This is a genomic window from Uliginosibacterium gangwonense DSM 18521 (assembly GCF_000373965.1).
Classification (GTDB): Bacteria; Pseudomonadota; Gammaproteobacteria; order Burkholderiales; family Rhodocyclaceae; genus Uliginosibacterium; species Uliginosibacterium gangwonense.
On the sequence record NZ_KB892835.1, the window covers coordinates 405,763 to 428,525 of the forward strand.

General features: G+C 55.0%; 34 protein-coding genes. 33 read left to right on the top strand and 1 reads right to left on the bottom strand.

Annotated features, from left to right (window positions below; all coding sequences use genetic code 11):
• Positions 1-31 precede the first annotated feature (31 nt).
• The 28 genes from rplC (at position 32) to rplQ (ending at position 13,536) form a co-directional block, all read left to right on the top strand.
• Positions 32-673, top strand: coding sequence for a 50S ribosomal protein L3 (gene rplC, locus B145_RS0104725; RefSeq protein WP_018605513.1), 642 nt, complete (start codon positions 32-34; stop codon positions 671-673).
• Between the two features lie 11 nt (positions 674-684).
• The gene (rplD, locus tag B145_RS0104730) at positions 685-1,305 is read left to right on the top strand and encodes a 50S ribosomal protein L4 (protein WP_026258827.1); all 621 of its coding nucleotides are present in this window, start codon (positions 685-687) and stop codon (positions 1,303-1,305) included.
• The gene (rplW, locus tag B145_RS0104735; RefSeq protein ID WP_018605515.1) at positions 1,302-1,610 is read left to right on the top strand and encodes a 50S ribosomal protein L23; all 309 of its coding nucleotides are present in this window, start codon (positions 1,302-1,304) and stop codon (positions 1,608-1,610) included. Before rplD ends, rplW begins: the two co-directional genes overlap by 4 nt.
• Entirely contained in the window at positions 1,607-2,434 is an 828-nt protein-coding gene (gene rplB, locus B145_RS0104740; protein WP_026258828.1) for a 50S ribosomal protein L2, read from the top strand. Before rplW ends, rplB begins: the two co-directional genes overlap by 4 nt.
• Before the next feature lie 9 nt (positions 2,435-2,443).
• Positions 2,444-2,719, top strand: coding sequence for a 30S ribosomal protein S19 (gene rpsS, locus B145_RS0104745; protein ID WP_018605517.1), 276 nt, complete (start codon positions 2,444-2,446; stop codon positions 2,717-2,719).
• A 9-nt stretch (positions 2,720-2,728) separates the two neighbouring features.
• Positions 2,729-3,058 (top strand): 50S ribosomal protein L22, encoded by a 330-nt coding sequence (gene rplV, locus B145_RS0104750; RefSeq protein WP_018605518.1) that lies wholly within the window; start codon positions 2,729-2,731, stop codon positions 3,056-3,058.
• A 9-nt stretch (positions 3,059-3,067) separates the two neighbouring features.
• On the top strand, positions 3,068-3,871 hold the full coding sequence (gene rpsC / locus B145_RS0104755) for a 30S ribosomal protein S3 (protein ID WP_018605519.1): 804 nt from the start codon (positions 3,068-3,070) through the stop codon (positions 3,869-3,871).
• Positions 3,855-4,268, top strand: a complete 414-nt coding sequence (gene rplP / locus B145_RS0104760) for a 50S ribosomal protein L16 (RefSeq protein WP_018605520.1) — start codon at positions 3,855-3,857, stop codon at positions 4,266-4,268. The genes rpsC and rplP overlap by 17 nt, the downstream gene beginning before the upstream one ends.
• A gap of 3 nt (positions 4,269-4,271) precedes the next feature.
• Positions 4,272-4,463: a 50S ribosomal protein L29 gene (rpmC, locus tag B145_RS0104765; RefSeq protein ID WP_018605521.1), complete on the top strand. Its 192-nt coding sequence runs from the start codon at positions 4,272-4,274 to the stop codon at positions 4,461-4,463.
• Positions 4,463-4,729, top strand: a complete 267-nt coding sequence (rpsQ, locus tag B145_RS0104770) for a 30S ribosomal protein S17 (RefSeq protein ID WP_018605522.1) — start codon at positions 4,463-4,465, stop codon at positions 4,727-4,729. The genes rpmC and rpsQ overlap by 1 nt, the downstream gene beginning before the upstream one ends.
• Before the next feature lie 140 nt (positions 4,730-4,869).
• Entirely contained in the window at positions 4,870-5,238 is a 369-nt protein-coding gene (gene rplN / locus B145_RS0104775; RefSeq protein ID WP_018605523.1) for a 50S ribosomal protein L14, read from the top strand.
• Positions 5,239-5,247: 9 nt separating this feature from the next.
• Positions 5,248-5,565 (top strand): 50S ribosomal protein L24, encoded by a 318-nt coding sequence (gene rplX / locus B145_RS0104780; protein WP_018605524.1) that lies wholly within the window; start codon positions 5,248-5,250, stop codon positions 5,563-5,565.
• Positions 5,566-5,574: 9 nt separating this feature from the next.
• Entirely contained in the window at positions 5,575-6,114 is a 540-nt protein-coding gene (rplE, locus tag B145_RS0104785; protein WP_018605525.1) for a 50S ribosomal protein L5, read from the top strand.
• A 7-nt stretch (positions 6,115-6,121) separates the two neighbouring features.
• Entirely contained in the window at positions 6,122-6,427 is a 306-nt protein-coding gene (rpsN, locus tag B145_RS0104790; protein WP_018605526.1) for a 30S ribosomal protein S14, read from the top strand.
• A gap of 10 nt (positions 6,428-6,437) precedes the next feature.
• Positions 6,438-6,833 carry a 30S ribosomal protein S8 gene (gene rpsH / locus B145_RS0104795; protein WP_018605527.1) on the top strand — a complete coding sequence of 132 codons (396 nt, stop codon included), beginning with the start codon at positions 6,438-6,440 and terminating at the stop codon, positions 6,831-6,833.
• An 11-nt stretch (positions 6,834-6,844) separates the two neighbouring features.
• Positions 6,845-7,378, top strand: coding sequence for a 50S ribosomal protein L6 (gene rplF / locus B145_RS0104800; RefSeq protein WP_018605528.1), 534 nt, complete (start codon positions 6,845-6,847; stop codon positions 7,376-7,378).
• Between the two features lie 12 nt (positions 7,379-7,390).
• Positions 7,391-7,744, top strand: a complete 354-nt coding sequence (rplR, locus tag B145_RS0104805; protein ID WP_018605529.1) for a 50S ribosomal protein L18 — start codon at positions 7,391-7,393, stop codon at positions 7,742-7,744.
• Positions 7,745-7,755: 11 nt separating this feature from the next.
• On the top strand, positions 7,756-8,280 hold the full coding sequence (rpsE, locus tag B145_RS0104810; protein WP_018605530.1) for a 30S ribosomal protein S5: 525 nt from the start codon (positions 7,756-7,758) through the stop codon (positions 8,278-8,280).
• A gap of 3 nt (positions 8,281-8,283) precedes the next feature.
• Positions 8,284-8,466, top strand: coding sequence for a 50S ribosomal protein L30 (gene rpmD / locus B145_RS0104815; RefSeq protein WP_018605531.1), 183 nt, complete (start codon positions 8,284-8,286; stop codon positions 8,464-8,466).
• Entirely contained in the window at positions 8,467-8,901 is a 435-nt protein-coding gene (gene rplO / locus B145_RS0104820; RefSeq protein WP_018605532.1) for a 50S ribosomal protein L15, read from the top strand.
• A gap of 24 nt (positions 8,902-8,925) precedes the next feature.
• A complete protein-coding gene (gene secY, locus B145_RS0104825; protein ID WP_026258829.1) occupies positions 8,926-10,251 on the top strand; it encodes a preprotein translocase subunit SecY in 1,326 nt (441 codons plus the stop codon).
• Between the two features lie 13 nt (positions 10,252-10,264).
• Positions 10,265-10,483 (top strand): translation initiation factor IF-1, encoded by a 219-nt coding sequence (infA, locus tag B145_RS0104830; protein ID WP_018605534.1) that lies wholly within the window; start codon positions 10,265-10,267, stop codon positions 10,481-10,483.
• Between the two features lie 26 nt (positions 10,484-10,509).
• Positions 10,510-10,623: a 50S ribosomal protein L36 gene (gene rpmJ, locus B145_RS28005; RefSeq protein ID WP_083917609.1), complete on the top strand. Its 114-nt coding sequence runs from the start codon at positions 10,510-10,512 to the stop codon at positions 10,621-10,623.
• 61 nt (positions 10,624-10,684) lie between these two features.
• A complete protein-coding gene (gene rpsM, locus B145_RS0104835; protein ID WP_018605535.1) occupies positions 10,685-11,047 on the top strand; it encodes a 30S ribosomal protein S13 in 363 nt (120 codons plus the stop codon).
• A 13-nt stretch (positions 11,048-11,060) separates the two neighbouring features.
• On the top strand, positions 11,061-11,450 hold the full coding sequence (gene rpsK / locus B145_RS0104840; protein WP_018605536.1) for a 30S ribosomal protein S11: 390 nt from the start codon (positions 11,061-11,063) through the stop codon (positions 11,448-11,450).
• A gap of 16 nt (positions 11,451-11,466) precedes the next feature.
• Positions 11,467-12,096 carry a 30S ribosomal protein S4 gene (rpsD, locus tag B145_RS0104845; protein WP_018605537.1) on the top strand — a complete coding sequence of 210 codons (630 nt, stop codon included), beginning with the start codon at positions 11,467-11,469 and terminating at the stop codon, positions 12,094-12,096.
• A gap of 38 nt (positions 12,097-12,134) precedes the next feature.
• The gene (locus B145_RS0104850) at positions 12,135-13,115 is read left to right on the top strand and encodes a DNA-directed RNA polymerase subunit alpha (RefSeq protein WP_018605538.1); all 981 of its coding nucleotides are present in this window, start codon (positions 12,135-12,137) and stop codon (positions 13,113-13,115) included.
• Positions 13,116-13,140: 25 nt separating this feature from the next.
• Positions 13,141-13,536 (top strand): 50S ribosomal protein L17, encoded by a 396-nt coding sequence (gene rplQ / locus B145_RS0104855; RefSeq protein WP_018605539.1) that lies wholly within the window; start codon positions 13,141-13,143, stop codon positions 13,534-13,536.
• Between the two features lie 119 nt (positions 13,537-13,655).
• Here rplQ and uvrA read toward each other — a convergent pair whose 3' ends face one another.
• On the bottom strand, positions 13,656-16,472 hold the full coding sequence (gene uvrA / locus B145_RS0104860; RefSeq protein ID WP_018605540.1) for an excinuclease ABC subunit UvrA: 2,817 nt from the start codon (positions 16,470-16,472) through the stop codon (positions 13,656-13,658).
• Positions 16,473-16,736: 264 nt separating this feature from the next.
• Here uvrA and ssb point away from each other — a divergent pair, with 264 nt between their 5' ends.
• From ssb to B145_RS0104885, 5 genes are all read left to right on the top strand, one after another.
• Positions 16,737-17,255 (top strand): single-stranded DNA-binding protein, encoded by a 519-nt coding sequence (ssb, locus tag B145_RS0104865; protein WP_018605541.1) that lies wholly within the window; start codon positions 16,737-16,739, stop codon positions 17,253-17,255.
• A 129-nt stretch (positions 17,256-17,384) separates the two neighbouring features.
• On the top strand, positions 17,385-18,659 hold the full coding sequence (locus tag B145_RS0104870; protein WP_018605542.1) for a tyrosine-type recombinase/integrase: 1,275 nt from the start codon (positions 17,385-17,387) through the stop codon (positions 18,657-18,659).
• The gene (locus tag B145_RS0104875; protein WP_026258830.1) at positions 18,656-20,200 is read left to right on the top strand and encodes a site-specific integrase; all 1,545 of its coding nucleotides are present in this window, start codon (positions 18,656-18,658) and stop codon (positions 20,198-20,200) included. Before B145_RS0104870 ends, B145_RS0104875 begins: the two co-directional genes overlap by 4 nt.
• Positions 20,190-22,262, top strand: a complete 2,073-nt coding sequence (locus B145_RS24435) for a hypothetical protein (RefSeq protein WP_018605544.1) — start codon at positions 20,190-20,192, stop codon at positions 22,260-22,262. Before B145_RS0104875 ends, B145_RS24435 begins: the two co-directional genes overlap by 11 nt.
• 14 nt (positions 22,263-22,276) lie before the next feature.
• Positions 22,277-22,762 (top strand): hypothetical protein, encoded by a 486-nt coding sequence (locus tag B145_RS0104885; RefSeq protein ID WP_018605545.1) that lies wholly within the window; start codon positions 22,277-22,279, stop codon positions 22,760-22,762.
• The last annotated feature ends 1 nt before the right edge of the window (position 22,763 follow it).

Below are 22,763 nucleotides of genomic sequence, written 5' to 3' on the forward strand. Positions count from 1 at the left end.
GTCAATCGGAACCGGGTCATAGGAGAAAAACATGAGTCTAGGCCTTGTCGGTCGCAAGGTTGGCATGACTCGCATTTTTGCGGATGACGGTGTTTCCGTTCCCGTGACTGTGCTTGACGTGTCGAACAATCGAGTGACCCAGATCAAGACCCCTGATGTGGATGGTTATTCCGCAGTGCAGGTGGCTTTCGGTCAGCGGCGTGCCAGCCGCGTCACTAAGGCTCTCGCTGGTCATATGGCCAAAGCGGGTGCAGAGGCAGGTAGCGTGATGCGCGAGTTTCGCGTGGACGTTGCCAAGCTTGCCGGTTACAAGGCGGGCGACGTGATCAGTGTGGAAATCTTTACTGTGGGTCAGAAGGTCGATGTGACCGGTACGTCCATTGGTAAGGGTTTTGCCGGTACGATCAAGCGTCACAACTTCAGTTCGCAACGCGCTACCCACGGTAACTCCCGTAGCCACAACGTGCCGGGTTCTATCGGTATGGCGCAGGATCCGGGGCGTGTTTTCCCGGGTAAGCGCATGTCCGGCCATCTGGGTGCTGTCAAGTCGACGGTGCAAAACCTGGAAGTCGTGCGTGTGGATGTTGAACGTGGTCTGCTGCTCATCAAGGGTGCAGTGCCGGGTCATGATGGCGGCGACGTGGTTGTGCGTCCGGCTGTCAAGGCTAATTGATCGGGGGCATCATGGAACTCAAACTGATTAACGATCAGGGTCAAGCCTCCGCTACTGTACAAGCATCCGACGCAGTGTTCGGCCGCGAGTACAACGAAGCGCTGGTTCACCAGTTGGTGGTGGCCTATCAAGCGAATGCCCGTTCTGGCAATCGTGCTCAGAAGGATCGTGGTGAAGTCAAGCACACCACCAAGAAGCCCTTCCGCCAAAAGGGTACGGGTAACGCCCGTGCCGGTATGTCCTCCTCGCCGTTGTGGCGTGGTGGTGGTCGGATTTTCCCGAACCGCCCGGACGAAAACTTTTCGCAAAAGGTCAACCGCAAGCAATTCCGCGCCGGGATTGCGACGATTCTGTCGCAACTGGTGCGCGAGGATCGTCTGGTGGTGGTTGAAAACGTGGCTGTTGATGCGCCCAAGACTCGTATGCTGGTTCAAAAGCTCAAGGGTTATGGTGCTGATTCCGCGCTGGTGATCACCGATTCCATCGATGAAAACCTGTGGCTGTCTTCGCGTAACCTGCACAATGTGCTCGTGCTCGAAGCCCACGAAGCCGACCCGGTTTCCTTGGTGCGCTTCCCGCGCGTCATCGTGACTCGTGCTGCGGTCGCCAAGATCGAGGAGATGTGGCAATGAGCTTTAGCCAGGAACGACTCCTGCAGGTGCTGCTCGCGCCGCAGATTTCTGAAAAGGCTACATACGTAGCCGACAAGAATGAGCAAATTATTTTCCGTGTCGCCTCGGACGCTACCAAGCCTGAAGTGAAGGCTGCCGTTGAGCTGCTGTTCAAGGTGCAGGTTGATGCCGTTCAGATCCTGAACGTCAAGGGCAAAGTCAAGCGCTCTGCTCGTGGCGTAGGCCGCCGCAAGGGCTGGAAGAAGGCTTTTGTGTGCCTGAAGCCGGGTCAAGAGATCAATTTTGTTGAGGGAGGGGCTGCATAATGTTGGTCAAAGTCAAACCCACCTCCGCTGGTCGCCGTGGCCTCGTCAAGGTGGTCAATCCGGATCTGCATAAGGGTAAGCCCTTTGCTGGTCTGGTGGAGAGCCAGAGCAAGAACGCTGGTCGTAACTCGAATGGTCGCATCACCGTTCGCCATCAAGGCGGCGGTCATAAGCAACACTACCGTCTGATCGACTTCAAGCGTAACAAAGATGGCATCGTGGCCAAGGTTGAGCGGATCGAATACGACCCCAACCGTACCGCCAACATCGCCCTGCTGTGCTACGTTGACGGCGAACGCCGTTACATCGTGGCCCCGAAGGGTCTGGTTGTTGGTCAAGAACTGCTGAGCGGTTCCGAAGCCCCGATCAAGTCTGGTAACGCATTGCCGATCCGCAACATCCCGGTTGGTAGCACCATCCACTGCGTGGAAATGCTGCCGGGCAAGGGTGCTCAGCTGGCCCGCGCCGCAGGTACTTCGGTACAACTGCTGGCTCGTGAAGGCATGTATGCCCAGCTGCGTCTGCGTTCCGGTGAAATTCGCCGTGTTCACGTCGATTGCCGCGCCACGATTGGCGAAGTCGGTAACGAAGAGAACAACCTGCGCAAGATTGGTAAGGCTGGTGCACAACGCTGGCGTGGTATTCGCCCGACCGTTCGCGGTACGGCGATGAACCCGGTGGATCACCCGCACGGTGGTGGTGAAGGCCGTACTGGCGAAGGCCGCGTGCCTGTCAGCCCGTGGGGTACTCCGGCGAAGGGCTATCGTACGCGTAGCAACAAGCGTACGAACAGCATGATCGTTCAGCGTCGTCACAAGCGATAAGAGGTAGTCATGGCACGTTCCGTAAAAAAAGGGCCGTTTGTAGACGACCATCTTTTCAAGAAGGTTGAAGCGGCGGCGAATTCCAGCGACAAGCGTCCGATCAAGACGTGGTCGCGTCGTTCGACGATTCTTCCTGAGTTTGTCGGGCTGACGATTGCTGTGCATAACGGCAAGCAACACATTCCGGTGTATGTGACTGAAAACATGGTGGGTCACAAACTGGGCGAGTTCGCGCTGACGCGTACCTTCAAGGGTCACGCTGCCAGCAAGAAGGCGAAGAAGTAAGGGGTGATCATGGAAACCAATGCAAGTTTGCGCGGTGTCCGCCTCTCCGCCCAGAAGGGTCGCCTTGTGGCTGACCTGGTACGTGGCAAGCCGGTGGAACAGGCGCTTAATATTTTGACCTTCAGCCCCAAAAAGGGCGCAGTCATCATCAAGAAGGTGCTCGAGTCGGCAATCGCCAACGCCGAGCACAACGATGGTGCTGACATTGATGCATTGAAGGTCAAGACCATTCACGTGGAGAAGGCAACTTCCCTGAAGCGTTTCACAGCCCGTGCAAAGGGCCGTGGTAACCGCATCGAGAAGCAGACCTGCCACATTTATCTTTCTGTTGGGGAATAAGGGGAGCACATGGGACAGAAAATCCATCCTACCGGCTTCCGCCTGGCGGTAACGCGGAACTGGAGCTCTCGCTGGTTCGCCAACAGCAAGAGTTTTGCAAAGATGTTGCACGAAGATATCGAAGTTCGTGACCATCTGAAGAAGAAGCTGGCGCAGGCTTCGGTGGGCCGCGTGCTCATCGAGCGTCCTGCCAAGAACGCCCGTATCACCGTGTTCAGCGCCCGTCCGGGCGTTGTGATCGGCAAGAAGGGTGAAGACATTGAAAAGCTGAAGGCCGATCTGCAAAAGATTATGGGCGTGCCGGTACACGTCAATATCGAAGAGATCCGCAAGCCTGAGCTGGATGCGCAACTGATCGCCGATTCGATTGCCCAGCAATTGGAAAAGCGCATCATGTTCCGCCGCGCCATGAAGCGCGCAATGCAGAACGCCATGCGTCTGGGTGCCCAGGGCATCAAGATCATGAGTGCAGGTCGTCTGAATGGTGCTGAAATCGCCCGTACCGAATGGTATCGTGAAGGCCGTGTGCCCCTGCACACCCTGCGCGCTGACATCGACTACGGCTTCTCCGAAGCCAACACCACCTACGGCATCATCGGCATCAAGGTCTGGGTGTACAAGGGCGAGATGGTTGGCAAGGGCGAACAGCCTGTGGCAGCCGAACCGACTGAGAACGAAAACCGCAAGCCGCGTCGTGGCGCACGCAACGAAGGTGAGGGCAAGCCCGCTCCTCGTCGTGCAGCACGCAAGCCTGGTGAAGGCGCGGACAAGCGAGTGAAGAACGCAGGAGCTAGCGATGCTGCAGCCGAATAGAAGGAAGTACCGCAAAGAGCAGAAAGGTCGTAATACCGGTATTGCGACCCGCGGCAACAAGGTGAGCTTTGGCGAATACGGCCTGAAGGCAATTGGTCGTGGTCGTTTGACCGCCCGCCAGATTGAAGCGGCTCGTCGTGCAATGACGCGTCACATCAAGCGCGGTGGTCGGATCTGGATCCGGATCTTCCCGGACAAGCCGATTTCCAAGAAGCCTGCTGAAGTCCGTATGGGTAACGGTAAGGGTAATCCGGAGTATTGGGTTGCTGAAATCCAGCCGGGCAAGGTTCTCTATGAAATGGACGGCGTCGATGAAACGCTGGCACGCGAGGCTTTCCGCCTGGCCGCTGCCAAGCTGCCCATCGAGACGACGTTCGTCACTCGGCTTGTGGGGTAAGACATGAAGGCTAATGATCTGCGTGCCAAGAGCGCCGCTGAGCTGCAAGAAGAGTTGGTTGCGTTGCTCAAGGAGCAATTTTCGTTCCGTATGCAACTGGCAACCCAACAACTCACCAACAGCGCACAGCTGGGCCGCGTGCGTCGTGACATTGCACGCATTCGTACTGTGCTGCGTGAAAAGGCGGTGGCGTGATGAGTGAGCAAAAGGTAGTGGTACACCGCACATTGAGCGGTCGTGTGGTCAGTGACAAGATGGACAAGACGGTGACCGTTCTGGTTGAGCGTCGCGTCAAGCACCCGCTGTACAACAAGGTGATCGTGCGTTCCAAGCGTTACCACGCTGACGTGCAAGCCGGTGTTGCTGCAGAAGGCGACCTGGTTGAGATCGAGGAATGCCGTCCGATCTCCAAAACCAAGAGCTGGCGTGTTACTCGTGTCATTGAAAAGGCACAAAGCTAATTAATTTGGCTTTAGGTCTTGCACAAACTGTCGAGCCAAGCTAGAATGCTTGGCTCGATCTCCCGCACTTTGCGGGGTCTTTTCCCAGACGGGATCCAAGACTGGACGCCTAGCGTTCCAAGTTGGATGGAGTGAATTAAATGATCCAAATGCAGACGATACTTGATGTCGCCGATAACACTGGTGCACGCTCTGTGATGTGCATTAAAGTGTTGGGTGGTTCCAAGCGCCGCTATGCTGGCGTGGGTGACATCATCAAGGTGAGCATCAGAGATGCGGCACCGCGTGGGCGTGTCAAGAAGGGCGATGTGTACAATGCTGTGGTGGTTCGTACCGCCAAGGGTGTGCGTCGCGTGGATGGCTCGCTGATCAAGTTTGATAAGAACGCGGCTGTTTTGTTGAACGCGAAGCTGGAGCCAATTGGCACGCGTATTTTTGGGCCGGTCACGCGCGAATTGCGTACCGAGCGTTTCATGAAGATTGTTTCGCTGGCCCCTGAGGTCCTCTGAGGAGCGAAGATGAACAAGATTCGCAAAGGGGACGAAGTTCTCGTCCTGACTGGCAAGGACAAGGGTAAGCGCGGAACAGTGCTGCGCCGTGTGGATGCCGAGCGAGTGGTGGTGGAAGGCGTGAATCGCGTTAAGAAGCATACGCGCCCGAATCCGGTTAAGGGTCAGGCTGGTGGCATTGTTGAAAAGGAGATGCCGATCCACGTTTCGAACGTGGCGATCTTCAATCCGGCAACCCAGAAGGCTGACCGCGTTGGTTTCAAGTTGCTTGAAGATGGCAAGAAGGTTCGCTTCTTTAAGTCAAACGGCGAACTGCTTGGCGCGTAAGGAATAGTCATGGCTCGTCTGCAAGATTTCTACAAGTCTGAAGTGGTTGCTCAACTGAGCAAGCAATTCGGCTATAAGTCGATCATGGAAGTGCCGCGTATCACCAAGGTCACCCTGAATATGGGTGTGGGTGAGGCTGTGGGTGACAAGAAGGTGTTGGAAAACGCTGTTGGCGATATGACCAAGATTGCAGGTCAAAAGCCGGTGGTGACCAAGGCCAAGAAGTCCATTGCCGGTTTCAAGATCCGCGAAGGCTACCCGATTGGCTGCATGGTGACCCTGCGTGGTCCGCGCATGTTCGAATTCCTGGATCGTCTGGTGACGATTGCGATGCCGCGTATTCGCGACTTTCGCGGGATTGTTGCCAAGGGTTTTGATGGTCGTGGCAACTACAACCTCGGTGTGAAAGAGCAAATTATTTTCCCCGAGATTGAGTATGACAAGATCGATGCGCTGCGTGGGATGAACATCAGTATTACCACGACTGCGAAGACGGACGAAGAGGCGCGTGCGCTTCTGGCGGCGTTCAAATTCCCGTTCAAGAACTGAGGGTGATATGGCTAAACTGGCTGTTATCAATCGCGAAGAAAAGCGCCGCAAGACGGTGCAAAAGTTCGCTGCCAAGCGTGCCGAACTGGTCGCAGTGATCGAAGACGTTTCCCGCTCCGAAGAAGAGCGTGTGGAGGCTCGTCTGAAGCTGCAAAAGCTGCCACGCAATGCCAGCCCGAGTCGTTTGCGCAATCGTTGCGAACTGACTGGGCGCCCTCGTGGTGTGTTCCGTAAATTTGGTCTGTGTCGTAACAAACTGCGTGAAGCTGCTTTCCGTGGTGAAGTTCCTGGCATGACCAAGGCTAGCTGGTAAGGAGATCGAGATGAGTATGTCTGATCCGATCGCCGATATGCTGACGCGCATTCGTAACGCTCAGCAGTCTCAGAAGGGTTCGGTTTCCATGCCGTCCTCGAAGCTGAAAGTTGCGATCGCCCAAGTGTTGAAGGACGAAGGTTATGTTGAGGATTTCGTGGTTCGTGGCGAAGGTGCTTCGCGCGAGCTGTCGATTGCTCTCAAGTATTATGCAGGTCGTCCGGTTATCGAGCGTATTGAGCGTGTGAGCAAGCCCGGTCTGCGCGTCTATCGCGGCTGTGACGACTTGCCGAAGGTCATGAACGGCCTCGGTGTGGCAATTGTCTCCACCCCCAGTGGCGTCATGACTGACCGTCGTGCTCGTGCCAGCAAGGTTGGCGGCGAAGTGCTCTGCGTCGTGGCATAAGGAGGAAGAATATGTCACGCGTAGCGAAGAACCCCGTTGTGCTGCCCGCCGGTGTTGAAGCCAATGTTGGTCAGGGCGAAATCACCATCAAGGGCCCATTGGGTAGCTTGAAGCTGAACTTGCATCCATCCATTGCCATTGAGCGTGAAGGTAACGTCGTCAAGGTGGTGGCTGTTGCTGGCAGTGTGAATGGCAATGCCATGTCGGGTACCACCCGCGCATTGCTGGCCAATATGGTGAACGGTGTGGCCAAGGGTTTTGAGCGCAAGCTCAACCTAGTGGGTGTGGGCTATCGTGCCCAGGCTCAAGGCGACAAGTTGAACCTGACGCTTGGTTTCTCCCATCCTGTGGTGCATCAGATGCCGGCCGGTGTGAAGGTGGAAACACCGACCCAGACCGAAATCGTCATCAAGGGTGTCGACAAGCAACAGGTTGGTCAGGTAGCCGCTGAAGTTCGCGCTTATCGTGCTCCGGAGCCCTATAAGGGCAAGGGCGTGCGTTATGCCGACGAAGTGGTGTCCCTGAAGGAAACCAAGAAGAAGTAAAGGCGGACGGATATGAACAAGAAAGAAGCGCGTTTGCGCAGGGCTCGCAAGACCCGGGCCCGTATTGCGGAGCAAAAAGTCGCTCGGCTGACTGTGTTCCGTTCGAATTGCCATATTTATGCGCAAATCATCTCTGGTTGTGGTTCGCGCGTGATCGCTGCGGCCTCTACCAACGAGGAAGCAGTGCGCGGCGATATGGCCAATGGCGGCAACAGCAAGGCGGCCGTTGTGGTAGGTAAGTTAATCGCGCAGCGTGCCGTTGCGGCCGGAGTCGATTCGGTTGCTTTCGATCGCGCTGGTTACATGTATCACGGGCGTGTGAAGGCTCTGGCCGAAGCTGCGCGTGAGAATGGACTGAAGTTCTGAGCGAGAGAGTCATGGCTAAGCAACAGACAAAGAAAGTTCAGGCTTCTGAAGAGCGTGACGATGGCCTGCGCGAAAAGATGGTATCCGTCAACCGCGTCACCAAGGTGGTGAAGGGTGGCCGGATCCTGGGTTTTGCTGCGCTGACGGTGGTTGGTGATGGCGATGGCGGTATTGGCATGGGCAAGGGCAAGTCCCGCGAAGTGCCTGTGGCTGTACAAAAGGCCATGAACGAAGCCCGCGCCAAGATGGCCAAGGTAGCCTTGCGTAATGGCACCCTGCAGCATTCGGTGATCGGTAAGCATGGTGCAGCCAGAGTGTTGATGCAGCCCGCCCCAAGCGGTACCGGCATCATTGCTGGTGGTGCAATGCGCGCTGTGTTTGAAGTCATGGGTGTCACGGATGTGATTTGCAAGTGCCTGGGCTCAACGAATCCGTACAACGTGGTTCGTGCAACCCTCAATGGCCTCTTTGCAACCAGCACACCCGCTGAAATTGCTGCCAAGCGCGGCAAGACCGTTGAAGAAATCCAGGGGTGATATATGGCTGACAAGAAGGTTCGTGTCACGCTTGTGAAAAGCCTGATCGGCACCAAGCAAGATCACCGTGCCACCGTGCGCGGCTTGGGCTTGCGTCGTTTGAATCATTGTGTAGAACTGGAAGATACACCGGCTGTTCGCGGTATGATCCATAAGGTTGCCTACCTGGTTAAGTGCGAGGGTTAAATGGAACTGAACAAGCTGCAACCCGCTGAGGGTTCCAAAAAGGCTCGTCGTCGCGTTGGCCGTGGCATCGGCTGTGGTTTGGGCAAGACTTGCGGTCGCGGTCACAAGGGGCAGAAGTCCCGTGCTGGCGGTTTCCACAAGGTTGGTTTCGAAGGCGGTCAAATGCCTTTGCAACGTCGTCTGCCCAAGCGCGGTTTTGTGTCGCTGACGGCTGCCCGTAACCAGGAAGTTCGCCTGAGCGAAATCGCTGCGCTGCCTATCGACGAAATTGATCTGTTGTCGCTCAAGCAAGCAGGGCTGATCAGCATTGACGCTCTGTCTGCGAAGGTTATTCTGTCCGGCTCGATCGAACGCAAGGTTGCCTTGCGCGGTATCGGTGCTACCAAGGGTGCGCGTGCAGCGATTGAAGCTGCAGGCGGCTCGGTTTCCGAATAACTTTCCAGAGCGGGAGCGATTAGCGTGGCAACCCAAGCACCAGTGCTCGGAAAGTCCGGGAAATTTGCAGATCTGAAGCGCAGACTCTGGTTCCTCCTTGGGGCCTTGGTTGTTTATCGCCTTGGCGCGCATATCCCGGTTCCTGGGATTGATCCCATCGAGCTTGCCAAGCTTTTTGATTCACAAAAGGGCGGCATTCTCGGGGTGTTCAACCTGTTTTCAGGTGGTGCGCTTTCGCGTTTCACGATTTTTGCGCTGGGGATCATGCCGTATATTTCGGCCTCGATCATCATGCAGTTGTTGGCGATTGCATCGCCTCAGCTCGAAGCGCTGAAGAAGGAAGGCGAAGCCGGGCGTCGCAAAATTACGCAATATACGCGTTATGCTACAGTTGGTTTGGCATTGTTTCAGGCTCTGGGGATCTCAGTGGCGCTGGAGCAGCAGGCCGGCTTGGTGCTTGACCCGGGGATGATGTTCCGGGTGACGGCGATCACCACCTTGCTCACGGGAACAATGTTCTTGATGTGGCTGGGTGAGCAGATTACCGAACGCGGCTTGGGTAACGGGATCTCGATCATCATTTTTGCAGGGATTGCTTCAAACCTGCCGAATTCGATCGGGAGCTTGTTGGAATTGGTCAGAACGGGTGCAATCGGCTCTTTCTCTGCCCTGATCATTTGCGCACTGGTTGCTTTGGTAACCGCGTTCGTGGTCTTCGTGGAGCGTGGTCAGCGCAAGATTCTGGTCAATTATGCCAAGCGGCAAGTTGGTAACAAGCTCTACGGTGGTCAAAGTTCGCATCTGCCGCTGAAGCTGAACATGTCGGGTGTGATTCCGCCGATCTTCGCATCGTCGATCATTCTGTTCCCGGCAACTGCTGCACAGTGGTTTGGTTCAAGCGAGAGCATGCGTTGGCTCAAGGACATTGCCAGTACCTTGTCCCCAGGTCAGCCGATCTACATCATGTTGTATTCGATTGCGATCGTGTTCTTCTGCTTCTTCTACACAGCGTTGGTGTTCAACTCGAAAGAGACCGCCGACAATCTGAAGAAGAGTGGGGCGTTTGTACCCGGGATTCGTCCTGGTGACCAGACTGCACGCTATATCGACAAGATTTTGATGCGCTTGACGATGGTGGGTGCTGTGTATGTAACGCTCGTGTGTCTGCTGCCAGAGTTCTTGATCTTGAAGTGGCAGGTACCGTTCTATTTTGGTGGCACGTCCTTGCTGATTATCGTGGTTGTCACGATGGACTTCATGTCGCAGGTTCAGGCCTACATCATGTCGCATCAGTACGAAAGTCTCCTGAAGAAAGCGAATTTCCGCGGGGGTCTGGGGCTGACTCGCTAAGAAGTTGTGAGCTATGTCGAAGGAAGATGTCATCGAGATGCAAGGCGAGGTTGTAGAAAACCTGCCTAACGCGACCTTCAAGGTCAAGCTGGAAAACGGGCACATCGTGCTCGGTCATATCTCGGGCAAGATGCGTATGCACTATATTCGCATCCTGCCTGGCGACAAAGTTACGGTGCAACTGACACCGTATGACCTGAGCAAAGGTCGTATCGTGTTCCGCTCGAAGTGACTGGAATCGGTTTTTGGGAGTCTGAGATGAGAGTTCAAGCGTCTGTTAAGCGGATTTGCCGCAAGTGCAAGATCATCCGTCGCAAGGGTGTGGTTCGTGTGATCTGTGAAGATCCTCGCCACAAACAGCGTCAGGGTTGATCTGTTCGTCGTTTTTGTTACAATCTTACGTTTCGCTTTTGCGTGATAAAAGGGTAGGTAAATGGCCCGTATTGCTGGCGTCAATATTCCGAATCATAAGCACGCTGAAATCGCATTGACGGCGATTTTCGGTATTGGCCGTCCGCGTGCCCAAGTCATCTGTGATACGGCAGGCGTTCCCCGTACTTCCAAGGTGAAAGATCTCACCGAAGAACAAATGGAACGTCTTCGTGAACAGGTGGGTAAGTTTACGGTGGAAGGCGACTTGCGTCGCGAAGTCACCATGAACATCAAGCGCCTGATGGACCTGGGATGCTACCGTGGCGTTCGTCATCGTCGCGGTCTTCCGGTTCGTGGGCAACGCACCCGCACCAATGCACGTACTCGCAAGGGTCCGCGCAAGGCTGTGGCTGGTAAGAAGTAATCTGGGATAGATCATGGTAAAGACCGCTGCGAAGGTTCGCAAGAAAGTCAAGAAGAACGTGGCCGAGGGCATTGCCCATATTCACGCTTCTTTCAACAACACCATTGTGACGATCACCGATCGTCAGGGAAATGCGCTGTCGTGGGCGACCTCCGGCGGTGCAGGTTTCAAAGGCTCGCGCAAGAGCACGCCGTTTGCTGCCCAGGTGGCTGCTGAAGCTGCCGGCAAGGCCGCTCAGGAATGCGGTGTGAAGAATCTTGAAGTGCGCATCAAGGGGCCGGGACCGGGTCGTGAATCTGCTGTTCGTGCATTGAATGCACTGGGCCTGAAGATCACCTCGATCACCGATATCACCCCTGTGCCGCACAACGGCTGCCGTCCGCCGAAGCGTCGCCGCATCTAATTAGGAGCAAAAGAACGTGGCTCGCAATCTCGATCCAAAGTGCCGTCAGTGTCGTCGTGAAGGTGAAAAGCTCTTCCTGAAGGGGGAGAAGTGTTTCACCGACAAGTGTGCAATTGAACGCCGTGCCTATGCACCTGGCCAGCACGGTCAAAAGTCTGGTCAACGTCTGTCTGGTTATGGCCAGCAGCTGCGTGAAAAGCAAAAGATCCGTCGTATCTACGGCGTTCTGGAGCGTCAATTCCGCAAGACCTATTTCCAAGCCGATCGCCGTAAGGGTCAGACCGGTGAAAACCTGTTGCAGTTGCTCGAAGGCCGTCTGGATGCCGTCGCTTACCGCATGGGTTTCGGTGCTTCCCGCGCTGAAGCACGCCAAGTGGTTCGCCACAACGGCGTTCTGGTCAATGGCAAGCGTGTGAACATTCCGTCCTACGTGCTGCGTCCAGGTGATGTGGTACAACTGACGGAAGCCGCGCGCGGTCATCTGCGTAGCAAGGCTGCCCTGGAAGCTGCTGAAGGTCGTGGCTTCCCCGAGTGGCTGGAAGTCGATGCCAAGGCTGGCAAGGGCGTCTTCAAGGCTTACCCGCAACGCGCAGAATTGCCTTCTACCATCAACGAGAGCCTGGTTGTTGAATTGTACTCGCGCTAATGCGGGCGACCCGGAATAACTCGTGACAAGGATAGAACATGCAGAGTAACAGTCTTCTCAAGCCGCGCATCATCGATGTGCAAAACATTTCGCCGGTACATGCGGTTGTAGTGATGGAGCCGTTCGAGCGGGGCTATGGGCATACGCTGGGCAATGCGTTGCGTCGCATCCTGTTGTCGTCGCTGCCTGGTTACGCACCTACGGAAGTGTCGATTGATGGTGTTCTGCATGAGTACTCGACACTCGAAGGCGTTCGTGAGGATGTCGTCGACATCCTCCTGAACCTCAAGGGGGTCGTGCTCAAGTTGCACAATCGTCGGGAAGCCGTCCTTCGCCTGTCGAAGACCGGTGAAGGCGTGGTCAAGGCCGGTGATATCGAAGTCACACATGACGTCGAAATCATCAACCCCGATCACGTGATCGCCCACTTGGCTCCCGGCGGCAAGCTGGACATGCAGATCAAGGTCGAACAAGGCCGCGGCTATGTCGCAGGTAATGTGCGTCCCTTGAACGGCGAACCCAAGGTGATCGGCCGTGTCGTGTTGGATGCTTCGTTCAGCCCGGTGCGCCGCGTCAGCTACCAAGTTGACAGCGCCCGCGTTGAGCAGCGTACCGACTTGGACCGCTTGGTGATTGATATCGAAACCAACGGTTCGGTGGAACCCGAAGAGGCCATTCGCTACGCTGCCCGCGTGCTGATGGATCAGCTCTCCGTGTTTGCTGATCTGGAAGGTACGCCGGTTGCTGCGGTAGAAGCCAAAGCACCGCAGATCGATCCGATCCTGATGCGCCCGGTTGATGACCTGGAACTGACGGTTCGCTCGGCCAACTGCCTGAAGGCAGAAAACATTTATTACATCGGCGATTTGATTCAGCGTACTGAAACTGAATTGCTCAAGACTCCGAACCTGGGTCGTAAGTCGCTGAATGAAATCAAGGATGTTCTTGCTTCGCGTGGCCTCACGTTGGGCATGAAACTGGAAAACTGGCCGCCTGCTGGCTTGGAAAAGCAAAGCTGAGCGCTAAGAGATAGGAACTAGAGAAATGCGTCACGGTAACGGCCTTCGCAAACTCAATCGCACCAGCGCCCATCGTTCGGCGATGCTGCGTAACATGGCAAACTCGCTGCTTCGTCACGAAGTGATCAAGACCACTCTGCCCAAGGCCAAGGAATTGCGCCGCGTGGTGGAGCCCCTGATCACTTTGGGCAAGAAGCCCTCTTTGGCTAATCGTCGCCTGGCTTTTGACCGCCTGCGCGATCGCGACATGGTCGTCAAGGTATTCAACGAGTTGGGCCCGCGTTACGCTGGTCGCAACGGCGGTTACCTGCGCATCCTGAAGTGTGGCTTCCGTGTTGGTGACAACGCTCCGTTGGCTTTTGTCGAGCTGCTGGATCGTCCCGAAGCAACTGAAGCTGCACCGGCTCCTGCCGCTGAGTAATCAGTTTTCGGTCTAACAAAAAGCCCGCTTCGGCGGGCTTTTTGTTTTTCTTTCGCATCTCATCACGCTCAAGAACAGGATGGATTGAGAGGCCCGGCAAGCCGGGCCTGTTGTGAGTTCTATTTGAGCAAAGGCTGAAGGTATTTTCCTGTGTAGCTTGTCGGCTCCGCCGCAATGTCTTCAGGCGTACCCGAAGCCAGGATCTGCCCGCCTTTGGCGCCACCTTCTGGCCCGAGGTCGATGAGCCAGTCGGCGGTTTTGATCACATCCAGGTTGTGCTCAATGATGACGATGGTGTTGCCATGCTCGCGCAGGCGGTGCAGCACTTTGAGCAGCAGTTCGATGTCATGAAAATGCAGGCCTGTGGTGGGCTCATCCAGAATGTACAGCGTGCGGCCGGTATCCCGTTTGGATAGCTCCAGCGAGAGTTTGACGCGCTGCGCTTCCCCGCCTGACAGCGTGGTGGCGCTCTGCCCCAGGCGGATATAGCCGAGGCCCACGTCCATGAGCGTTTCCAGCTTCCGTGCGATGGTAGGAACGGCATCGAAGAAGCGCAGAGCCTCCTCTACCGTCATATCCAACACATCTGAAATCGCTTTACCTTTGTAACGTATCTCCAGGGTTTCGCGGTTGTAGCGTTTGCCGTGGCAGACATCACAAGGTACAAAAACATCGGGCAGGAAGTGCATTTCCACCCGCAACATGCCATCGCCCTGGCAGGCCTCGCAGCGCCCGCCTTTCACGTTGAAGGAGAAGCGCCCCGGACCATAGCCACGCGCACGGGATTCCGGCACGCCTGCGAACAGCTCGCGGATGGGGGTGAGTAAGCCTGTGTAGGTGGCCGGGTTTGAGCGTGGTGTGCGCCCGATGGGCGCCTGATCGACGCTGATGACCTTATCGAAATGATCCAGACCCTCAACGCTCTCATATGCGGCAGGTTCAATCGAGCTGCGATGAATGTCGCGGGCGGCGATGGCATACAGCGTATCGTTGATCAGGGTGGATTTGCCAGAACCCGACACGCCAGTCACACAGGTCATCAGGCCGATGGGCAGGCTCAGGTCGACGTTCTTGAGGTTGTTACCGTGCGCACCCTTCAGGTGCAGCATTTGTTCCGGCTTGCAGGCGACACGCTTGGCGGGCACAGGAATCTTGCGTTTGCCAGAGAGGAAGGCTCCCGTGATGGATTGCGCATTGGATTCAATGTCTGCTGGTTTGCCATGGGCGATCACATCTCCGCCGTGCTCACCCGCACCCAAGCCCATATCAACCACGTAATCAGCCATCCGGATCGCATCTTCGTCGTGTTCTACCACGATGACCGTGTTGCCAATGTCGCGCAGTCGCCCCAGGGTGGCAAGCAGGCGGTCATTGTCGCGTTGATGCAGGCCAATGGAAGGCTCATCCAGCACATACATCACGCCAGTCAGGCCCGAGCCAATCTGCGAAGCCAGCCGGATGCGTTGCGCCTCTCCACCCGAGAGCGTATCGGCGGAGCGACCCAGGCTGAGGTAATCCAGCCCCACGTCGATCAGAAACTGCAGGCGAGTCACAATCTCCTTCGTGATTTTTTCGGCCACTTGCGCTTTGTGGCCAGAAAGACGGGCGGAGGCAAAGAATTCCTGACACTCACTAATCGGCAAGGCGCTGATTTCGGGCAGCGATTTGCCGCTGATCAGTACATAACGGGCTTCACGGCGCAGGCGGCTCCCCTGGCAGTTCGGACAAGGGCGGGTCGAGCGGTACTTGCTGAGTTCTTCCCGCACCGCAATCGAGTCAGTCTCACGGTAGCGTCGTTCCAGATTCGGGACGATCCCCTCGAAACTGTGCTCCTTGGTGGTCATGCGCCCCGATTCAGACATGTACTTGAAGGGGATTTTGCGCTGACCCGAACCGTGCAGCACGACCTCCACGATATCGGCAGGCAACTCGCAGAAAGCGGTGTCAATGTCGAATTCGTAGAACGCGGCCAGCGATTGCAGCATCTGGAAGTAGAACTGGTTGCGCCGATCCCAGCCCCGGATTGCGCCTGCGGCCAACGAGAGTTCCGGGTGCAGCACGACCCGTGACGGGTCAAAAAAATCATGCGTACCCAGGCCATCACAACTGGTGCAGGCCCCCACCGGGTTGTTGAAAGAAAACAGCCTGGGCTCTAGCTCCTGTACCGAGAAGCCGCACATCGGGCAGGCGTAGCGGGCGGAAAAAGGGTATTCCTTGCCTGAATCCATCTCTGCTGCAATCGCACGGCCATCCGCATGAGCCAGGGCCGTCTCAAAACTTTCCGCCAGGCGCTGGCGTGAATCCGGGCGAATCTTGAGTCGATCCACGACCACGTCGATGGAGTGCTTGGCGTTTTTGTTGAGCGCGGGCACGCTATCCATGTCATGGATCTTGCCGTCGACACGCATACGCACAAAGCCTTGTGCCCGTAGTTCGGTGATCAACTCTTCGTGGCTGCCTTTGCGCTCTGTGATGACAGGCGCCAGGATCATCAAGGCTGTACCCTCGGGCAGTGCCAACACGTGGTCGACCATCTGCGAGACGGTTTGTGCCGCCAGGGGCAGGTGATGGTCCGGGCAATGCGGGGTGCCCGCCCGTGCGTAAAGCAGGCGCAGATAGTCGTGGATTTCCGTTACCGTACCCACGGTCGAGCGCGGGTTATGGCTGGTGGCTTTCTGCTCGATGGAGATAGCGGGGGAAAGCCCTTCGATCAGGTCCACATCCGGTTTTTCCATCAACTGCAAAAACTGGCGCGCGTAAGCCGACAGGCTCTCGACATAGCGCCGCTGCCCCTCTGCGTACAGCGTATCGAAAGCCAGTGAACTTTTGCCCGAGCCAGACAGCCCGGTGATCACGGTCAGTTGATTGCGCGGGATATCAAGATTGATATTCTTGAGATTGTGGGTGCGGGCACCACGAATTCGGATCCATTCCATGGTACAGAAAAGCGCAGAAGAAACCGACCAATATAGCCAGCGCAGCCACAAAGGCCAAGGGAAATTTTTATCTCAGCTGCCAAGTGCTGACGCGATTGATGGCCTTAGCAAAAGCCCACAAAACAGGTAGGATCACGCCTTGCATCCGGCGTGGCGATTTTCGCCCGTGCATCCACGAATCGACCCTGAACCGACGCGAGATTTTGCCATCTTTGCGCCAAACGTTAGAGCGGGGTCTGAACGATTGAATTTAGGAGAAAGAACATGGCATCTGTAAACAAGGTCATTTTGGTGGGGAATTTGGGGCGCGACCCGGAAACGCGGTACGCACCTAGCGGAGATGCCATCTGCAACGTCACGATTGCTACGACCGATACCTGGAAAGACAAAGCCTCCGGCGAGCGCAAGGAACAGACGGAGTGGCATCGTGTCGTGTTTTTTGGGCGCCTGGCCGAAATCGCCGGACAGTACCTCAAGAAGGGCAGCCAGGTGTATGTGGAAGGCAGCCTGCGGACCCGTAAATGGACCGACAACAACGGCCAGGAACGCTATACCACCGAAATCCGTGCCGATGAGATGAAAATGCTCGGCTCCCGCGAAGGCCGTGGCGATAGCGCCGGCCCGCGTGATGACTACGACCAGCGTGGCGGTGGTGGCGACTATCAACAATCCGCACCCGCCCCGCGCGCCCGTCCCCAAGCACCCGCGGCCCCCAGCCCGGCACCTTCGAGCCCAGCAGCCGGTGGGAATTTCGGCGACTTCGACGACGACATCCCGTTTTAGCCCTGACTAACGATCTTTTGTCCACAACACAAGCCAAGTTACTGACGTAACTTGGCTTTTTTCTTGTTTACACATTTCTGGAAACATTGCATGCTTAGAACAGACGGTGACTAACGAAAGTGTCAACAAATGGCATCTCGACCCATCATTCGCACCATCACACTTGCCAATGGGGAACGCCTCCCGCTGCTAATCGACCGGGCGACCGGCATTCCGCTTTACAAGCCCGCTCTCTTCATCCTAACCGAAGTACGGCAGCGTAACCGTGCAACCGCCACTATCTTGCGTACTCTGCGCGAACTCGTGGTTTTGTTCGACTTCCTCTCTGAACTTGGCATTAATCTAGAAGAACGGATGATGGCTGGACAACTTCTTGCTTACTGGGAGATCGATGCCCTCGCAAGACGCTGTCGGGAATCCAGAGGGGAAGCAGATCGTACCGAGCCAGTCCAAACGTTTCGCAACGCGAATGTTTTGTCCCTAGAAAAAGCGCACATGCGTCGAGTGAAATCGACTCTAGACGTAGTCGCACCTCAAACAGCTGCAAACCGAATCCGCACCATTCAAGCATATCTGGAATGGCTAGCCATAAGTCATCTATCTGGATATGCGCTCGCTTCAGAATACAAAACTGTGTTGCGTGCTACTGCGGCAGATGTACGCGGATCTCTGCTGCAGCGTATCCCGAAGTCAAAGGCTCGGAACGTTTTGGGGCAGAGAGAGGGCCTCCCAAACGAAATCCTTGAACTCATCCTTGCGGCGATAGACCCAGCATCACCAGAAAATCCCTGGCGAGATCGTTTTGTGCGGTCCCGAAATGTGCTGATCATTTACCTGTTACGCACGCTTGGACTCCGTCGCGGGGAACTCCTCAATATCAAGATCTCCGATATTGATTTCCGGAAAAATGAGATCAGTATCCTGCGTCGGCCAGATGACCCGGCAGACCCTCGTATTCATCAACCCCGGGTCAAAACGCGTGAACGCATTCTACCTTTATCGGAGTCACTGGTTTCCTCTATTGAACGCCACATCCTGCATGAACGCGCCCAGATCCCTAATATAGAGAAGCAGACATTCTTATTTGTCACTGAGCGAACCGGACAGCCGATGTCTCTGGCTTCACTGAACAAGCTGTTTCGTGTTCTGCGAAGCAGGATACCGGAACTGCCGGAAAATTTTACCCCACACGTATTACGGCATGATTGGAATGAAAAATTCTCAGAGCGGATGGACGCTAAAAAAATTACTGAAGCAGAAGAAATGCGCTATCGCTCTTACCTGATGGGATGGTCGCCAACCTCCAACACGGCAGCCACCTACACACGTCGCCATGTGCGGAACAAGGCAATGAAGGTATCACTCGAAATGCAGGAGAGAAAGTCGAAAGGGAGACCTGAATGATGCTGAGCCAACTTCCTGCACCTACAGAAAATGATTACCGCTTTCTTCCGACTACGGCAAGAACACGGAATGGCGTTATATTTGATCCGTCATCAGACCGTTGGAACTACCGAGACGGCGCACATCCGGTAAATTTGAATTTCTCGGATGTCACAGAGGTTTCTCCAATAATGCGTCTTAGCTTGAAAGGAGTCTTGTTGTGGTATGCGGAAAACCTCTCGCCAGCCTTTCTCAATAACGGTTTCGCACATTTCAAACGTTTTTTCAAAGAGCTATTCGCCCAAAAGGGCCTAGTACTTGAAGAAATCAACAGCATAGACCTCATCAATTATCGTGCAAGTCTTGGTAAGAATCGAGAGTGGTTCCTCGGTTATCTAGCCGGTTTCCTGAAACAATGGGAAGGACTTCGTCTCCCAGGGGTTACTTCAGACGCTATCGCATTTCTGAACTCGATTCGGCTCTCTGGGAACTCCAAAGGCGTAGCTGTCCTAACAATGGACCCAGAGCAGGGGCCGTTTACCAGTATTGAGCTAGAAGCCCTCCACTGCGCGCTGAACGATACCTATGCAAAAGGAGAATTGTCGCTGGGGGACTACCTGCTTGCTTGGCTTTTGATGATGCTTGGTCAGCGCCCCATCCAATATGCCTACCTAAAGGTCTGTGATGTTCTGTCTATCGGCTCCGGCGATGCTGTGACTTACATCCTTCGCGTCCCGCGGGCGAAACAACAGGGGACTCTCCCTCGTAGCGTGTTCAAAGAGCGGGCACTGACTCCACAGATAGGGGCTCTATTGTTGGCCTATGCAGAAACGGTAAAATTTCAGTTCAAACACTATTTAGACGACCTGACTCAAGCTCCACTATTTCCAGAAAATATATCTGAACGGGAATACCCACCTGGGCTGGAGTTTCATCGAACAGGCCAGCACATAGGCCAACAAATGAAAGAGATTTTTGCAAAACTGCAAGTATCATCAGAACGTACAGGCCAGCCCTTACACATTACGCCAACTCGTTTTCGCCGTACTCTCGGTACGCGTGCTGCGGCGGAGGGGCATGGCGAATTAGTCATTGCAGAGTTGCTGGACCATAATGATACGCAAAATGTCTGGGTCTACGTTGAAGCGATTCCAGAGATGGTCGAACGTATTGATCGGGCAATGGCAGTGCAGTTGGCTCCGCTTGCACAAGCCTTTGCAGGCATCATTATCGACGAAGACCCACGGCAAGTTGGACCTCTTGCATCGAACATCGTTGCCCCACAATACACCCAAGAATTTACCCCTGTTGGGAATTGTGGAAAACACGGTTTCTGCAGCTTTGCAGCTCCCGTAGCCTGTTACACATGCAGGCAATTTCATGCTTGGCTGGACGGGCCACACGAAGCCGTTCTCGACTATCTCCTCGCGGAACGCGAGCGCCTGATGCTCGGAACGGATCGGCGCATCGCCGCAATTAACGACCGTACCATTTTGGCTGTTGCTCAAGTCGTACAGCAATGCGAGAGCATTCGCGCAGCAGGAGAACAGCATGGCGGATAACATCATTCTCTTTACCCCGAAAGCAGAACTGGACGCAGAAGCCAACTTGGCTGGATTCATTGACGTCTGCCGAAATCAACTTACGGTGTTTGGTGCAGACTTAGCTTTTGATGACATGACATGGGATGTAACAGAAGCCTGCTCTCGTAAAGGGCGGGGAACAAAACGTGAACGTATCACCTTCTGTACTCAGGACAGTATTGGCTGCACTACACCAGAACCGTTGCCTGCACCCTTTATGGATTTTGCCAAGGCTTACATCCGCTACATGCAAGGTTTGCGACCCGTTGTAGGGCTTGGTCCTCGCGTAGCAGCATTGCGAGCACTGGCAGCCGCTCTGACCGAATACGGAGAGTCCTCATCTCCAGTGAAAGTGGATACTGGCATCCTGAACAGAGCGGCGCAACTCATCCGAGCCAGCTTCAGCGAAGGCGCCGCATATCGAAATGGCAGCCATTTAGAACTCATTGCTAATTTTATGGCCGAACACCAATTGACCAATATTTCACTTCGATGGAGAAATCCGATTCCGCGACCTCGGGAAGGAGCGCGCATCGGCGCTGAGTTCGATCAAGAACGCGCAGAAAAAATGCCATCCCAAGCCGCATTGGATGCGTTGCCCAAAATCTTTTGCAGTGCCAGCGAACCAGCCGATATTCTCACCAGCGCTGTTATAGCCATGCTCTGTGCCTCACCTGACCGAATCAGCGAAGTTTTACTATTACCTCTCGATTGCGAGGTTACACAGCCCCGCCCGGAAAATAAGGAAGAAGCCTACGGGCTCCGTTGGTGGCCAGCTAAAGGCGCAGCTCCGATGATGAAGTGGGTCGTGCCATCCATGGCCGGGGTGGTCAAAGAGGCTTTGGCGCGCATCCGTCGTTGTACCGATTCAGCTCGTCAGGTAGCTATTTGGTATGAGAACAATCCCAAGCATCTCTATCTTCCTGAAAAGCTGAATCATCTTAGAGAGAAAAAGTTACTTTCAATGCGAGATGTCGCGGATATTTTGTGGGGGCGCCAAGAATCAAAAGCAAGTGCGACCTATTGGTGTAAAACAAATGGTGTAGAACTCATCAAGCAAGACCGTGTGCTGTTCGCCCGATTTGCTGCGGTAGAAGAAGCGGTAGTCAGGCAGATACCGCCAGAATTCCCCTATCTGAACCGAGCGCAGGATCTGAAATACAGTGAGGCTCTGCTAGTTGTTCCGAAGAATTTTTTCCAAAGTAGGAAAGCAACCTATATCTCGCTGATTGAGCCGGTGGTTATATCGCATATCAATGACGCGTTGGGCGCGCACATTGAATATGGCAGCAAATCTATTTTCGCCAAATTCGGGTTTACCGAGGATGATGGCAGCGTTATACGTGCCACTACCCATCAGTTTCGCCACTACCTGAATACCCTTGCGCAAGCTGGCGGCCTGAGCCAGTTGGATATCGCCAAGTGGTCAGGCCGCAAGGACATCCGCCAGAACGAGGCTTATGACCACGTGTCAGCCAACCAGATGGTTATGACTATTCGCAAGGCAGTCGGTGATGCGGACCTAGCTTATGGCCCCCTTGCTTCGCTGCCTAAGTATCTGCCGATTGCTCGGAATGAGTTTGCGCAGCTGAAAATCCAGACCGCACACGTGACTGATCTGGGCTATTGCGTACACGACTATTCGATGATGCCATGCCAAATTCATCGTGACTGCATTAACTGCGAAGAGCACGTGTGCGTAAAAGGAGACGAGGTAAAGATGGCGCACATCAGGTTGCAACTGGACGAAGCGCGGCAGTTACTACTGAAGGCGGAGAGGGCGGTTAACAATGGCTACGTAGGCAGTGAGCGTTGGATGCAGCACCACCAGGTCACTGTGAGTAGGCTCGAACAGATCCACGCCATCATGCAAAACCCAGAAGTACCTATTGGAGCAATCATACAGCTGTCAAATGTCCACTCACCGTCAAGATTGGAGCAGTTCACGGAGGGTGTTGCTACGGGCGTGCCGACAATTACTTCTGACCGCCCAGATGACTGGTTACCAATGGGGCTGCAGCGAGATCTGTTTGCAGATTGACGAGGAGATTGAGGATGGGAACTCAACGAGGCAAGAATATCGATGATAAAATCATAGAGGGAATTGTTAGCGTCATCGATGGGTGGAGCGGTAAGCTGACCTGGGAGAAGCTCATCGAGAGCATCGAAAAACGGCTGGGGAGTATCTATACACGGCAAGCCCTTCATCAACACGAGCGTATCTTGTTGGCCTTTCAACTTCGGAAAGGGGTATTGTCGGATAAACAAAAGAAACGTACAAAGCCTGCGCGCCCGAGATCTGAGGAAGAGGTGGAGATGCTTATTGGGCGCAATGATCGCCTGCAGGCTGAGAATGTCCGGCTAAAAGCGGAAAATACACGGCTCTTGGAGCAGTTTGTGGTGTGGGCATACAACGCTCATACCCGGGGGCTGAGTGAGGAATTTTTAAGCCGTCCACTGCCCACAATAGATCGGGATTACACCCGTGTCGAGGCAAAACAGCCCGCACGGAAGCCCATGAAACCCAGCATCAAGAGGTAAC

Coding starts and splice junctions, on each gene's coding strand:
- rplC (WP_018605513.1), top strand. CDS start 32: ATGAGTCTAGGCCTTGTCGGTCGCAAGGTTGGCATGACTCGCATTTTT.
- rplD (WP_026258827.1), top strand. CDS start 685: ATGGAACTCAAACTGATTAACGATCAGGGTCAAGCCTCCGCTACTGTA.
- rplW (WP_018605515.1), top strand. CDS start 1,302: ATGAGCTTTAGCCAGGAACGACTCCTGCAGGTGCTGCTCGCGCCGCAG.
- rpsS (WP_018605517.1), top strand. CDS start 2,444: ATGGCACGTTCCGTAAAAAAAGGGCCGTTTGTAGACGACCATCTTTTC.
- rplV (WP_018605518.1), top strand. CDS start 2,729: ATGGAAACCAATGCAAGTTTGCGCGGTGTCCGCCTCTCCGCCCAGAAG.
- rpsC (WP_018605519.1), top strand. CDS start 3,068: ATGGGACAGAAAATCCATCCTACCGGCTTCCGCCTGGCGGTAACGCGG.
- rplP (WP_018605520.1), top strand. CDS start 3,855: ATGCTGCAGCCGAATAGAAGGAAGTACCGCAAAGAGCAGAAAGGTCGT.
- rpmC (WP_018605521.1), top strand. CDS start 4,272: ATGAAGGCTAATGATCTGCGTGCCAAGAGCGCCGCTGAGCTGCAAGAA.
- rpsQ (WP_018605522.1), top strand. CDS start 4,463: ATGAGTGAGCAAAAGGTAGTGGTACACCGCACATTGAGCGGTCGTGTG.
- rplN (WP_018605523.1), top strand. CDS start 4,870: ATGATCCAAATGCAGACGATACTTGATGTCGCCGATAACACTGGTGCA.
- rplX (WP_018605524.1), top strand. CDS start 5,248: ATGAACAAGATTCGCAAAGGGGACGAAGTTCTCGTCCTGACTGGCAAG.
- rplE (WP_018605525.1), top strand. CDS start 5,575: ATGGCTCGTCTGCAAGATTTCTACAAGTCTGAAGTGGTTGCTCAACTG.
- rpsN (WP_018605526.1), top strand. CDS start 6,122: ATGGCTAAACTGGCTGTTATCAATCGCGAAGAAAAGCGCCGCAAGACG.
- rpsH (WP_018605527.1), top strand. CDS start 6,438: ATGAGTATGTCTGATCCGATCGCCGATATGCTGACGCGCATTCGTAAC.
- rplF (WP_018605528.1), top strand. CDS start 6,845: ATGTCACGCGTAGCGAAGAACCCCGTTGTGCTGCCCGCCGGTGTTGAA.
- rplR (WP_018605529.1), top strand. CDS start 7,391: ATGAACAAGAAAGAAGCGCGTTTGCGCAGGGCTCGCAAGACCCGGGCC.
- rpsE (WP_018605530.1), top strand. CDS start 7,756: ATGGCTAAGCAACAGACAAAGAAAGTTCAGGCTTCTGAAGAGCGTGAC.
- rpmD (WP_018605531.1), top strand. CDS start 8,284: ATGGCTGACAAGAAGGTTCGTGTCACGCTTGTGAAAAGCCTGATCGGC.
- rplO (WP_018605532.1), top strand. CDS start 8,467: ATGGAACTGAACAAGCTGCAACCCGCTGAGGGTTCCAAAAAGGCTCGT.
- infA (WP_018605534.1), top strand. CDS start 10,265: ATGTCGAAGGAAGATGTCATCGAGATGCAAGGCGAGGTTGTAGAAAAC.
- rpmJ (WP_083917609.1), top strand. CDS start 10,510: ATGAGAGTTCAAGCGTCTGTTAAGCGGATTTGCCGCAAGTGCAAGATC.
- rpsM (WP_018605535.1), top strand. CDS start 10,685: ATGGCCCGTATTGCTGGCGTCAATATTCCGAATCATAAGCACGCTGAA.
- rpsK (WP_018605536.1), top strand. CDS start 11,061: ATGGTAAAGACCGCTGCGAAGGTTCGCAAGAAAGTCAAGAAGAACGTG.
- B145_RS0104850 (WP_018605538.1), top strand. CDS start 12,135: ATGCAGAGTAACAGTCTTCTCAAGCCGCGCATCATCGATGTGCAAAAC.
- rplQ (WP_018605539.1), top strand. CDS start 13,141: ATGCGTCACGGTAACGGCCTTCGCAAACTCAATCGCACCAGCGCCCAT.
- uvrA (WP_018605540.1), bottom strand. CDS start 16,472: ATGGAATGGATCCGAATTCGTGGTGCCCGCACCCACAATCTCAAGAAT.
- ssb (WP_018605541.1), top strand. CDS start 16,737: ATGGCATCTGTAAACAAGGTCATTTTGGTGGGGAATTTGGGGCGCGAC.
- B145_RS0104870 (WP_018605542.1), top strand. CDS start 17,385: ATGGCATCTCGACCCATCATTCGCACCATCACACTTGCCAATGGGGAA.
- B145_RS0104875 (WP_026258830.1), top strand. CDS start 18,656: ATGATGCTGAGCCAACTTCCTGCACCTACAGAAAATGATTACCGCTTT.
- B145_RS24435 (WP_018605544.1), top strand. CDS start 20,190: ATGGCGGATAACATCATTCTCTTTACCCCGAAAGCAGAACTGGACGCA.
- B145_RS0104885 (WP_018605545.1), top strand. CDS start 22,277: ATGGGAACTCAACGAGGCAAGAATATCGATGATAAAATCATAGAGGGA.